Source organism: Pseudofrankia coriaricola (assembly GCF_001854805.1).
Classification (GTDB): domain Bacteria; phylum Actinomycetota; class Actinomycetes; order Frankiales; family Frankiaceae; genus Pseudofrankia.
Genome location: NZ_MBLO01000262.1, coordinates 1 through 12,520 on the forward strand (window position 1 = coordinate 1; position 12,520 = coordinate 12,520).

A 12,520-nucleotide genomic window follows, 5' to 3' on the forward strand; every position below is an offset into this window, starting at 1 on the left:
ATGGCCGCCGGCGGAAGGTGCGAGACGTTCGCAATGGTCTCGTTCTTGACCTTTCCGTCTTCCCGGAAGGTACGCCGCACCAGATGCGACACGTACTCCCGCGGCTCGCCGGCCGCGTTCGTCTGCCGACTGACAATCCGGTCCACGTGCATAGCACCCGTTTGCCTCGCCACGAGTCGATGATCCCATCCAGCAAGATCCCGATCAAGCAACCTACTGACTACACTTCGGACAACACAGGCCAAAGTGCCAGGCTGTGCGCGTAGCGATCTTCGAGCACTCGCAAGTTCGGGCTAGGACAGGGCTAGATCCCGATCAGTCGGGTGCTGCCTGTCGCGACTGGTAGCCAATCGGTGGGGACCCCGCGGACAGCTCGGTGCAGAAGCAGGAAGTCTGAGACACCGCGAGATGTCTTGCGGGACATGGCTGTGCCCGCCCTGCCGCGGGGGTCGGCAGGGCGGGCACAGGATCGGGGCTGGCTAGTGGGTGCGGGAGTGGGCCGGGAGTTGGCGGGTCTGCTGGGTGGGAAGGGTGGTCGCGGGGAACTCGTCGGTGTCGGTCGCGGCCGTGGGGGTGGAGCCGGCCTTGGGGCGCCAGACGCGGTCGCCGAGCAGGGTGAGCATGGCGGGCATCAGCAGGACCCGGATGACGGTCGCGTCGATGAGGATGGCCGAGCCGAGGCCGATGCCCAGTTGCTTCATGCTGACCTGGGACAGCGTCGCGAAGATCGCGAAGACTGCGACCATGATGACCGCCGCGCTGGTGACCACGCCGGCGCTGCGGCGCAGGCCGGCGAGCGCCGCCGACCGCATGTCCAGCCCGGCCTCGCGGGCCTCGCGGACCCGGGAGAGCAGGAACACCTGGTAGTCCATCGACAGGCCGAACAGGATCACGAACAGCATCAGCGGCATCCAGTTGGCGATGCTGCCGGTGGCCGTGAAGTTGAGCAGGCCGTCCGCCCAGTGATGCTGGAAGATCAGCACCAGCAGGCCGTAGGCCGCGCCGACGGAGAGCAGGTTCAGGCCGACCGCGAGGGTCGCGACGATGGCGCTGCGGAACGCCGCCAGCAGCAGCGCGAAGGCGAGCAGCAGCACGAATCCGATCACCAGCGGGGTGCGCCCGCCGAGCTGGTCGTTGAAGTCCAGCGAGCCGGCGGCCATGCCACTGACGTCAGCACGCGCACCGGGGGCCTTCTCGATCGTCGCGGGCACCAGGTCGTCGCGCAGCGTGTGGACCGCGTCCATCGACGCGTCGTCGGTGCCGCCACCGGCGATCGGCATGAGCACGCGGGCGACCGTCTTGTCGGCGCTGACGTCGACGACGACGGGCTCGAAGGCGACCTTGCCCGCGACGGCCCTCGACCGCAGGTCGTCGATCGCCGCGGTCACGGGCGCCGAGGTGACGTCGGGCGCGGACACCACGATCACCGCGGGCGTCGGCCCGCCGGGGAAGGCGGTGGTGAGCCGCTGGTAGGTCTTCATGACCGGGATGTCCTTGGGCAGGTCGTCGAGCCCCTGCTCCGCGGTGTGCATGCTCAGCATGGGCAGGGCGAGCAGGATCAGCAGGCCACCGGTCACGGTCGCGACGATGCCGGGGTGGCGCATCAGCCGGTCGAGCAGGCGGACCCGGCCGTTCTTCCCGGCCGCGTCGAGGAGTGCGGCGCGCTCGGCCTGGGCCACCCGCTCGGCGTGCTCCGCGGCGACGGCGGCGCCGAGGACCTCCGTCAGAGCCGCGTCCGCGATCTCGCCGGACTGCCGCTTCGAGTGACGCGCGGTGCGCCGCGCCGCCCGCCGGGCCCGCCGGGAGCGGGGCGCGTCCGGCGCGGCCGGGCGCTTCCACGGCAGCCGGCCGAGCTCGACCCGGTCACCGAGGAGGGACAGCAGCGCGGGCAGCACGGTGACCGAACCGAGCAGCGCGACCAGGACGACGATCATCGTGCCGACCGCGATCCCGGTGAAGACGCTCATCCCGGTGATCATCAGGCCGGCCAGCGACACGGCGACGGTCAGGCCGGAGACCAGCACGGTGTGACCGGAGGTCTCGGACGCGATCGCCAGCGCCCGCTCGGGGCCGTGGCCCTTGGCACGCTCCTCGCGTTCGCGGCGGATGTAGAACAGCGCGTAGTCGACGCCGACGGCGAGCCCGATCAGCAGCATGACCGACGTCGCGATCTCGTTGGTCGGCATCAGGTGGCTGACGAACGCGACGACGCCTAGCGTGCCGACGAACGCGGTCATCGCCAGCGCGACCGGTATCAGCGCGGCGATCAGCGCGCCGAACACGATCAGCAGGATGGCGATGGTCACCGGGATGGCGGACCACTCGGCGCGCTGGAAGTCCTTGCCCATCGTCTCGTCGAGGGCCTTGTCGGCGCTCGCCTGGCCGAACTGCTCGACCGTGAGCCCGCTGTGGGCGGCGGCGACCGAGGCGACGGTGTCCATCACCGGCTCGATGCGGTCGGTCGCGGTGTCGGGGTCGCCGGTGAGCTCGAAGGTCACCAGTACGGACCGGCCGTCCGCGGAGACCAGGCCGCGGTCCTCGGTGGCGCCCTGCGCGGCGATCGGGGCCCGCACGTCGGTCACCTCACTGGTGGCCGAGATCCGCGCGATGACATCGGCGATCGTCGCCCGAACCTCCTGGTCGGCCAACGGGCCGCCTGTCGGCGCGGTCGGGAGCTGGATGAGGACGTTCTCGCTGTCGCGGTCGACGAAGCCGGCGTCGCGCAGGGTCTGCTCCGCGCGGCCGCTCTCGCCGAGGCTCATGTCCTCGTCCTTGAGGGTCTTCGTGCCGATCATGCTGCCGATCATGATCACAGCGACGACGGCGAGCAGCCAGCCGGCGACGGCGAACTTGCGGTGCCGCACGCTCCAGCGCGCGGCCCTGGCGGCGATGTGGTTGGCGTGACCGTCGGCGTTGACGCGGCCCGCGTCACCGCTCGGCCGGCGGGTGGACCCGGCGGCGGAGCGCGCCAGGGCCTGGGCGGAGTGATCGGCCCGATGGCCGTCGGGGTGGTGGGAAGCGCGACTGGGCATGCGTCAACGTTCCCGGAACGGGCACGCAAGGTCACTGGAGCGAACCGCCGACCCTGGGGTCAGGCCAGCCTGTGGGCCATGGTGGGTCACCACCGCCGGTTGGGGGTGGGGCCAGCCCCACCCCCAGCCCGGCGCGCCGGGTGACGGGCATCCGCGGCCGGGCCCGTGACCAGCTCTTTCGGCCGGCGCACCCGACGCGCGGGCGACGACGCGAGTGCGCCTGCCTCAGGGGCAGGAAGGCGCCGCCCAGCTGCGATCGCCCGCCCCAGACGGGTGTCAGAACGCCGACAGACATCCCATCGGCTCGGATGTCCAGCCGCGCGGTGGGCCGCGACGCCGTTCCATCGACCAGTAAGCGCAACTCAGCCACAACTGGTGACAGCGCATCGGCGCGGTGCCAGCCCAGCCATGTCGTCAGCCCGGTCCCAGCTCTACCACCGCCATATGCCAGGGCCCGGCACCACGCGGGGAGGGCGCTCAGCGCCCGACACGGGGCGAGCGCGCCCAGCGCCTCGCCCCGACAAGTGGCTGGCGGCGGCCGCTCCTGCCTCGGTAACGGCCGAGCCGTGCGTGTCGATCCTTCAGAAGGCCGATCCTTCAGAAGTTCGACGGGTAGCCGCCGGCTAAGCCCCGTCCGCCGTCGGCGGGTGGCCCACAGCGCTTCCCCCGGCGGCCTGGAACCGGGGGCTCGGACCGGTGGGGCGGTGAACGTGCCTGTTCCAGCGGTGGGTACAGTTTCTGTACTTGGCAGGGCTGGGGGTGCCTGGTAATCCCGTGACGAAAACTGCGACTGTGTTCCGATGGAACGACTTCCCGCGGCGCGACCGGTTCTGGCTCGAGGTCGAGAGCACCTTCGCGGTCGCGACGGGCCCGGCCGAGATGCCGTCGGTCGAGGCCGTGCGCGCGGTGGTCCGGCATCTCGCGGCGATCGATCCGGCCAGCCGGTTCACGCGTCGCATTGATGCCGTCAGGGGGGCCCGTGTTCCCATTCCGTTCGCGCGGCGCGAGCGGTTTCTGTCGGCCGTCGTCGTCGGCCTTGACGACAGCCCGGCGGCTGTGGGCGAGCCCGCCGAGGATTCCGGTCCCCTGCTCGCCCGCCTGGCCGAGATCTGCGAGGAGGGTCTCGGTGACCTTCCCTTCCGGATCTTCGTCGGCCAGCGCTGCTCGTTCTTCGTGTTCTCCCATCTCCTCGGCGACTACACCTGCCTGAAGTTCTGGGCGGGCGTGCTGCGCCACGCGCTGGAAGGCAGCCGTCCGGTCGACCTGGTGGAAGGCGGGACGCGGTACCCGCTGCCACGTGCCCTGGGCGAGACCTACGGCCGTCGGCCGGCCCTGCTCAGGGGCCTCGCGGCGTCGATGCGTGAACAGCACGGCGTCCCAGCCAGCCGGCTAGGTTTCCTGGGCGGCGAGCAGTCCGAGGTCGGTGAACGGCGACCGGCCCGTGCCGCGGCGGGGCCGCGCTCGGCGGCCGGGGGCGTGGGCAGGCTGGTCGAGCGTTCCAAGGCGGGCTACATGGCCGCCCTGCGCGAATGGCGGGACCTGTACGCCCCTGGCGTGTCCGTGAACAGCGTGCTGTTCGCGGCGACTATCGCCGCGTCGGACGCGGCTGGGCTCGCCCGGCCCGACGACGGCGTCCACCTCCCCTGCGACCTGCGGCGCTATCTGCGGGCCGGCGCACCTGACTTCGGCAACTTCGTGGAACGGCTGACCATCTGGCCGGACGACCCGTCGTCACCGGAATCGCTCGGAGCGGAGCTGCGCCGGGCGACCGAGGTGGGCCAGCCGCTCGCCAGGCACGCCATCCAGATCGCGAAGACCTGGCTGCCCCAACCGCGTGAGGCCGCCGCCGTCCAGACCACCGCCGCCGTCCAGACCACCCCGGCGCCGACGTCGCCTGACCTGCGGCCGTGGCTGGTCAGCTGGGGCCGGGTGCCCGAGCTGGAACGTCTCCGGTGGCTCGCCCCGCCGGAGGGACGTTTCTTCGCCAACGCGCGCTCCGGTGGCAAGGACGAAGGCATCTCCTTCATCTACGTCGACCTCGAGGGCGTGCTGCACGTGCGGGCGCAGTTCGACGAGCGACACCACGACCCGGCGCTCGTGAGCCAGGCGTTGAGTCTCCTGTGCACCGACCCGATCAAGGTACTGGACGGCGGTTCCCGCCGGCGGACTCGCTCGGGTGAGGCAGGCGTCGCGTAGGCACGGGCAGGCCCGGTGTCTGGTTGGCGCCTTCATGGCGATGGCTCGGGCCGAAGCCCGAGCCATCGCCATGCTCGCCCCATCGCTGTGCTTGTCGTCACCGTGGCGAGAGACTGACAGACAGGTCAGTGACGCTCCTTGCTCAGGAGGTCGACAGGTAGTCGTCGAACGAGATGCCGGTAAGACGCTCGTACGCCTCGACGTAGCGCGCCCTGGTCGACGCGATGACGTCCGCCGGCAGCTCGGGAGCCGACGTGTCGCGGTCCCAGCCCGAGTTGACCAGGTAGTCCCGGATGAACTGCTTGTCGAACGACGGCTGGGCGCCGCCGGGCGACCACAGGTCCGCCGGCCAGAACCGGGACGAGTCCGGGGTGAGCACCTCGTCGCCGAGCCGCAGCACGCCGGCCGAGTCATGGCCGAACTCGAACTTCGTGTCGGCGAGCAGGATGCCGCGTTCGGCCGCGAGGTCGCTCGCCCGGCCGAAGATCTGCAGGGTGAGCTTCTCCAGCTCGGCGGCGAGCTCGTCGCCGACCCGGCTCGCCGCGTCGGCGCGGCTGATGTTCTCGTCGTGCTCGCCGATCGGCGCCTTCGTCGACGGCGTGTAGATCGGGTGCGGCAGCTTCGAGCCGTCGACGAGGCCCTCGGGCAGCGGATGGCCGCTGACGGCGCCGGTGCGTCGGTAGTCCTTGAGCCCGCTGCCGGTCAGGTAGCCGCGGGCGACGCACTCGATCAGGGCCATGTCCAGCCGGTGGCACAGCATCGACCGGCCGCGCAGCTGCTCCCGGTAGGGAGCGAGCTCGGCCGGGTACTCGTCGACGTTCGAGCTGATGACGTGCGACGGAACGAGATCGGCGAGCTGGTCGAACCACCACAGCGTCAGGCCGGTCAGCACCGCGCCCTTGTCGGGGATCTCCGTCGGCAGGATGACGTCGAACGCGGAGATCCGGTCGCTCGCGACCAGGAGCACCGCGTCCTCTCCGACGGCGAACAGCTCGCGGACCTTGCCCGAGCCAAGGTGGGTCAGCCCGCCGAACTCCTCATGCGTAAGTGGCATGATCTCTCCAGGTTCCTGGCTAACGCCGTCAGCTCAGCGCCGCGAGTCGGTCAAAGACAGGGGCCAGCCGCTCGACGTAGCGTTCGGGGCGGCTTACCTGGCCGAGGCGGGCTTCGTCGAGGGGCAGGCCACGGTCGGCGGCGTGCTTGCGCAGCGTCTCCCGGAACGGGACGCCGGTCTGCCAGGTCTCCATCGCGGCGGCCTGGGTGATGGCGTAGGCGTCCTCCCGGGACAGGCCGGTCTCGACCAGTTCCAGCAGCACGGCGGAGGTGTAGACCAGTCCGCCGGTGGCGTCGAGGTTCTTGCGCATCCGGTCGACGTCGACGACCAGGCCGGTCACCAGCCGGGTTGTCAGGTTCAGCAGGTAGTCGACGCCGGCGGACGCGTCCGGCAGCGCGATCCGCTCCGTCGAGGAGTGCGAGATGTCCCGCTCGTGCCACAGCGGCACGCCCTCGAGGACGGGGACGTACTGGGCACGCACGATCCGGGCAATCCCCGCGATCCGCTCGGACATGATCGGGTTCTTCTTGTGGGGCATCGCGGACGAGCCTTTCTGGCCCTTTCCGAACGGCTCGGACAGCTCACGCACCTCGGTGCGCTGCCCGTGCCGCACCTCGAGGGCCACCGCCTCGCACACCGTCGCGATGCCGGCCAGCGCCGCCACCCAGCTCGCTATCCCATCGCGCAGCACCACCTGGGTGGCCACCGGCGCCGGGGTGAGGCCCAGCTTGTCGGCGACGTAGCGCTCCACGTCCGGGTCGATGTTCGAGTACGTCCCCACCGCTCCGGAGATCTTGGCGACGGCGACGTCGGCGCGGGCGGCGCGCAGCCGGTCGCGGCAGCGGGCGACACCGAAGGCCAGGTCCGCGACCCGGTGGCCGAAGACCGTCGGCTCGCCGTGGATGCCATGGGTGCGCCCGACCCGCAGCGTTGACCGGTGCGCGAGCCCCAGGTCGCGCAGCGCCGCGACCAGCGCGTCCGCCTTGGCGAGCAGGATGTCGGTCGCCTCGACCAGCTGACAGGCCAGCGCCGTGTCCAGCAGGTCGGACGACGTCATCCCGAAGTGGACGTAGGCGGCGGCCGAGCGGGGCTCGGTCTGGTCGGCCCAGGCGGTGAGGAACGCGATCACGTCGTGCTGGGTGACGGCCTCGATCTCGGCGACCGCCGGCGGCGTCGGGGCGGGCGCGGCCCGGACCGGCTCGACCGCGTCAGCGGGAATGCGCCCCGCGGCGGCGTGCGCCTCCATGACGAGCACCTCGACCTCGCACCACAGCTCGTACTTGTGCGCCTCCGACCAGACCCGGCCCATCTCGGGCAGGGTGTAGCGCTCGATCATGCCGACGCGCCGGCGGGCGAGGCGGCCGCCGCGACGCGGGCGAGCCCGTCCGCCGCGGCACGCTCGAAGTCGTCCTTGTAGGTGACGAGCTTGCCGGCGAGCTCCTGGTCCGAGAGCGCCAGGATCTGGACGGCGAGCACGGCCGCGTTGGTGGCGTTGTTCAGGCCCACCGTGGCCACCGCGACGCCCGGCGGCATCTGGGCGATGGCGAGCATCGAGTCCATCCCGTCGAGCGCGCCCCCGGAGATCGGGACGCCGATCACCGGCAAAGTGGTGAGCGCGGCGACTGTGCCCGGCAGCGCCGCGGCGAGCCCGGCGCCGGCGATGACCACCTGGATGCCGCGGCTGCGCAGGCCCTCCACCCAGTCGGCCAGCGTGCGGGGCGCGCGATGCGCTGAGAGCACGGCCTCCTCGTGGGCCACGCCGAACCGCGCCAGGGTCGCGCCGGCCTTGCTCATCGTCTGCGCGTCCGACGCGGACCCGTAGACGACCGCGACCCGTGAACGGGCGGTGGGGGATTCGGGGGGGCTAGACATGCTGCTCACTTCGCTCCTCGTCGTCGGGGAGGACTCCGGTTCGACCACCGGCACGTACTCCCGGGCGGCTGTACTGCTCGGGACTGCTCGGGGCGATGGCCGCCTAACCAGGCTCACCCGGCCCGACCGGCCCACCGGACACGCCCGGCCCACGCGGGCCGTCGGCCGGCCCGGGCTGGTCGGTCCGCTGGGTGACCGAGCCGGCGCGGCGGACGTCCGCGGCGTGGCGCAGCCGCGCCGGGTCACCGATGTCGGTCCGGTAACGCGCGCCGGGCAGCGAGATCCGGCTGACGGCCTCGTACGCCGATCCTCGCGCGGACTCGAGGTTGGAACCGATCGCCGTGACGGACAACACCCGCCCGCCGGCCGAGACCACCCGCCCGTCCGCGTCGAGCCTCGTCCCCGCGTGCAGGACGTCCACCCCGGTGAGCCTCGCGGCGGCATCGAGGCCGCGAATCGGGTCGCCGAGCCGCGGCGTGCCCGGGTAGCCGGCGGCGGCGAGCACCACGGTGACCGCCGCGCCCGACCGCCACACCGGCGGGCGGCGGCCCGTCAGCACGTCGGTCAGCGGCGTGGTGAGCAGCGCGAGGATCGCCTGCGTCTCCGGGTCGCCGAACCGGGCGTTGAACTCGACCACGCGCGGCCCGCGCGCGGTGAGTGCCAGGCCCGCGTAGAGCAGGCCCGCGAACGGGGTGCCGCGCCGGGCCATCTCGGCGACCGTCGGCCGGATGACCGTGGTGACCACCTGGCCGGCCAGCCCGCGTGAGGCCCAGGGAAGGGGAGCGTAGGCGCCCATCCCGCCGGTGTTCGGACCGGTGTCGCCGTCTCCGATCCGCTTGTGGTCCTGGGCGGGCAGCAGCGGCACCACGGTGCCGTCCTCGGTGACGACCGCGAACATCGACACCTCCGGGCCGTCGAGGTACTCCTCGATCACCACTCGGTCGTCCGGCCCTTGGAGGCAGCTACGGACGGCGGTGACGGCGGCGTCGCGGTCCTCGGTGACCGTCACCCCCTTGCCGGCGGCCAGCCCGTCGTACTTGACGACGTAGGGCGGGCCGAAGGTGTCCAGGTCGGCGAGCGCCGGCTCGACCTCGGCGTGGTCGCGGGCCGCGGCTGTCGGCACGCCCGCGGCCCGCATGACGTCCTTGGCGAACGCCTTGCTGCCCTCCAGCCGCGCCGCGGCGGCGGACGGCCCGAAGCACGGCAGGCCGCGGGCGCGCAGCTCGTCGGCGGCGCCGCCGACGAGGGGGACCTCCGGGCCGATGATCGTGAGCTCGGCGCCGACGGACTCGGCGACGGCGGCCACCGCCTCCGGGTCGGCGACGTCGAGCGGGCGGGGCTCGGCGATGTCGGCGGTGCCGGCGTTGCCGGGCGCGCAGACGATCGAGCCGACGCGGGGGTCACGGGTGAGCGCCCGGCACAGCGCGTGCTCCCGCCCGCCCGAGCCGACCACAAGGACCTTCATGCCCACGCCGCCACCTCTGGGAGCACCCGGCCAGGCGGTCGTGGGCGTCGTACGCCGTGCGTCATCGGTCCGTCGGTCCTTTGCCAGTCGGGGTGCGGCCGCCGCGGGCCGCCCCTGGGGACCGGTGACGCTGGTCGGCGGGGGACCTCAGGCCCGCGCCGCACCATACCCGGAAACCGACCTGTCCCCTGATTCCCCGACGCTCGCCTAAAGCCCGATTCCCGCCCTCCAGAGCAGCCGGGCCATCCCGTCTACCAGGTGGAGGGCACAGCGGCGGGCGTCGACCTCGGCCATGCCCTCGACGATCGACGGCGCGTCGACCGGCCAGACCCGCACCTGCCGGCCGACCACGGTCAGCGGGGCCGGCAGGTCCCGGCCCTCGAACGTCCGGCCGCCCGGCTCGACGAACAGGTGCAGCGACCGGCCGGCCGAGGGGAAGCTCTCACACCGCCAGTAGAGCAGCGGCCACGCCGTCAGCTGGCTCCTGCCGTGCCAGTGGCTGGGCGGCCCGCCGGCCGGGGGGCGCCGGTCATGGCGGTCGGCGCCCCGCGGGGGGTTCCCGGGGCTCCTCCTGGACCGGCGAAGGCCGGGGTTCCTGTCGGATGGGCGGGGCCGGTCCGGCGGGTCGGCCGGCTGGTCCGCCGGCGAGTCGGTGGCCGAACGGGCCGCTCCCGCCGGATCGACGAGCCCGAGCGGGATGGCCAGGTCGTCGGCGGTGCGCAGCGCGGCGCGCGGCCGGCCCTCGGCGCGATGCCTGGCTCCCGCCAGCCGCGGAACGTCCCGCACCACCCGCATCGTCACCGGAGGCATCAGCTCCGCCTCGGCGCACAACCTGAGGAACGTGGCCAGCTGCGCCTCGACATGGGTGGCGATGGCGGCCGAACGCTCCCGACGCTCCGCCTCGGCCCGCTGGGCGCTGCGCACCCAGTGGCTGCCGCGCAGCAGGACGTCGGTGAGCGCGTCGGGCAGCGCCTCGCCCGTCGGGGAGAACCCGACCGGCCACGCGTCGGCATCCACGTCCGCGCGGTAGCTGCCCGGCCTGACCTGCCAGAAGAGCTCCGCCGGCCCGGCGGGGACCCTGTCACTGGTCCGGGCGGGGCCGATCCCGCCTTGACGGCCGTCGATGGGGGCCAGCACTGCCGGCGTGCCGGAGGTAGGCCTGAAGCTGGCTTCCCTCCGTGCTTCCGGCGGTCCTGGAGTGGGTTGCGGCTCCTCGGACGGGCGGGCGACCACGTGATCCACCTCCCGGCGACTGCGCAGCGTGACCAAGGAAGCGTGACCCGTCACGGGCCGTGCCGCAACCGGGCGGGCGTGGCGCTGGTGATCCGTCAGTGATCCTGGGGACAACGGCCCGCCGGGCGTGCGAAGGAAGATCATTTTCGCACGCCCTTTGGCCCTCTAGTGATCCTGGGGACAACGGCCGCCGGGCGTGCGAAGGAAGATCATTTTCGCACGCCCTTTGGCCCGTTAGAGGAGGTCGCGTAGGACGAGTGTCTGGTCGCGGCCGGGGCCGACGCCGATCGCGGAGATCGGGGCGCCGGACATCTCCTCCAGCGCCCTGACGTAGTCCCGCGCCTCGGGCGGGAGCTGGTCGAACGAGGTGGCGCCCGAGATGTCCTCGTGCCAGCCGGGCAGCTCCTTGTAGATGGGCTTGGCATGGTGGAACTCGGTCTGGGTCATCGGCATCTCGGACATCCGCGTGCCGCCCACGTCGTAGGCCACGCACACCGGCACCCGGTCGAAGCCGGACAGGACATCCAGCTTTGTCAGGAACAGGTCGGTGAGCCCGTTGACCCGCACCGCGTAGCGGGCGATGACCGCGTCATACCAGCCGGTGCGCCGGGCGCGGCCGGTCGTCACCCCGAACTCGCCGCCGACGCGGCGCAGCTCGTCGCCGACCTTGTCGTCGAGCTCGGTCGGGAACGGGCCCGAGCCGACCCGGGTGGTGTAGGCCTTGATGATCCCGATCACGCGGGTGATCCGGGTCGGGCCGATGCCCGCGCCGGTGGCCGCGCCGCCGGCGGTCGGGTTCGACGAGGTGACGAACGGATAGGTGCCGTGGTCGACGTCGAGCAGGGTGCCCTGCGAGCCCTCCAGCAGGACGACCTTGCCGGCGCGCAGCGCCGAGTCGAGCACAAGCCCGGTGTCCGCGATGTGCGGGCCGAGCTGCGCGGCGTAGTCCAGGTACTCCTCGACCACCACGTCAACCTCGATCTTGCGGCGGTTGTACACCTTGGCGAGCACCTGGTTCTTCTCGCGCAGCGCCAGCTCGAGCTTCTGGCGCAGGATGCCCGGGTCGAGCAGGTCCTGCACGCGGATGCCGGTGCGCGCGACCTTGTCGCCGTAGGCCGGGCCGATGCCGCGGCCGGTCGTGCCGATCCGGGCCTTGCCGAGGTAACGCTCGGTGACTCGGTCTAGGGCCCGGTGATGCGGCATGATCAGATGGGCGTTCGCGCTGATCATCAACCGGGATGTGTCGATACCACGGGCGCGGAGCCCAGCCATCTCCGACAGCAGCACGCCGGGGTCGATCACGACACCGTTCCCGATCACCGGGATGCAGTCGGCACGCAGGATTCCGCTGGGGATGAGGTGCAGGGCGTACTTCTCGTCGCCTATGACCACCGTATGGCCGGCGTTGTTGCCGCCCTGGTAGCGCACGACGTAGTCGACGGCGCCGCCCAAAAGGTCGGTCGCCTTTCCCTTACCCTCGTCGCCCCACTGGGCTCCGATCAGGACAAGCGCAGGCACGGGGCAAGACTGTACTAAGAACGAAGCCCGACCTTCCCCACCGATTGGCTAAGTGACGGCCTGGTGTCTGGCTGTGCGTTCGATGCCCGACCCGTCCCGGTAGCCAATCGCCGACCTCCCAGATCGCTGACCTCCCAGATCGGCTCCCAG

8 protein-coding genes are annotated in these 12,520 nt (G+C 72.2%); 1 reads left to right on the forward strand and 7 read right to left on the reverse strand.

Annotation, left to right across the window (positions count from 1 at the left end):
- Positions 1-479 precede the first annotated feature (479 nt).
- Positions 480-3,032 carry an MMPL family transporter gene (locus tag BCD48_RS47940; protein ID WP_083419920.1) on the reverse strand — a complete coding sequence of 851 codons (2,553 nt, stop codon included), beginning with the start codon at positions 3,030-3,032 and terminating at the stop codon, positions 480-482.
- A gap of 792 nt (positions 3,033-3,824) precedes the next feature.
- On the opposite strand from BCD48_RS47940, the gene BCD48_RS39720 reads away from it, so the two are divergent.
- Positions 3,825-5,228 carry a hypothetical protein gene (locus BCD48_RS39720; RefSeq protein ID WP_071053564.1) on the forward strand — a complete coding sequence of 468 codons (1,404 nt, stop codon included), beginning with the start codon at positions 3,825-3,827 and terminating at the stop codon, positions 5,226-5,228.
- A gap of 142 nt (positions 5,229-5,370) precedes the next feature.
- Here BCD48_RS39720 and BCD48_RS39725 read toward each other — a convergent pair whose 3' ends face one another.
- The 6 genes from BCD48_RS39725 to BCD48_RS39750 form a co-directional block, all read right to left on the reverse strand.
- Entirely contained in the window at positions 5,371-6,282 is a 912-nt protein-coding gene (locus tag BCD48_RS39725) for a phosphoribosylaminoimidazolesuccinocarboxamide synthase (RefSeq protein WP_071053565.1), read from the reverse strand.
- Positions 6,283-6,310: 28 nt separating this feature from the next.
- Positions 6,311-7,618, reverse strand: coding sequence for an adenylosuccinate lyase (purB, locus tag BCD48_RS39730; RefSeq protein ID WP_071053566.1), 1,308 nt, complete (start codon positions 7,616-7,618; stop codon positions 6,311-6,313).
- Positions 7,615-8,154, reverse strand: coding sequence for a 5-(carboxyamino)imidazole ribonucleotide mutase (gene purE / locus BCD48_RS39735; RefSeq protein WP_071053567.1), 540 nt, complete (start codon positions 8,152-8,154; stop codon positions 7,615-7,617). Before purE ends, purB begins: the two co-directional genes overlap by 4 nt.
- Before the next feature lie 103 nt (positions 8,155-8,257).
- On the reverse strand, positions 8,258-9,619 hold the full coding sequence (purD, locus tag BCD48_RS39740) for a phosphoribosylamine--glycine ligase (protein WP_241842353.1): 1,362 nt from the start codon (positions 9,617-9,619) through the stop codon (positions 8,258-8,260).
- Between the two features lie 207 nt (positions 9,620-9,826).
- Positions 9,827-10,756 (reverse strand): hypothetical protein, encoded by a 930-nt coding sequence (locus tag BCD48_RS39745; protein WP_241842349.1) that lies wholly within the window; start codon positions 10,754-10,756, stop codon positions 9,827-9,829.
- A 330-nt stretch (positions 10,757-11,086) separates the two neighbouring features.
- Entirely contained in the window at positions 11,087-12,370 is a 1,284-nt protein-coding gene (locus BCD48_RS39750) for an adenylosuccinate synthase (RefSeq protein WP_071053569.1), read from the reverse strand.
- Between the last annotated feature and the right edge of the window lie 150 nt (positions 12,371-12,520).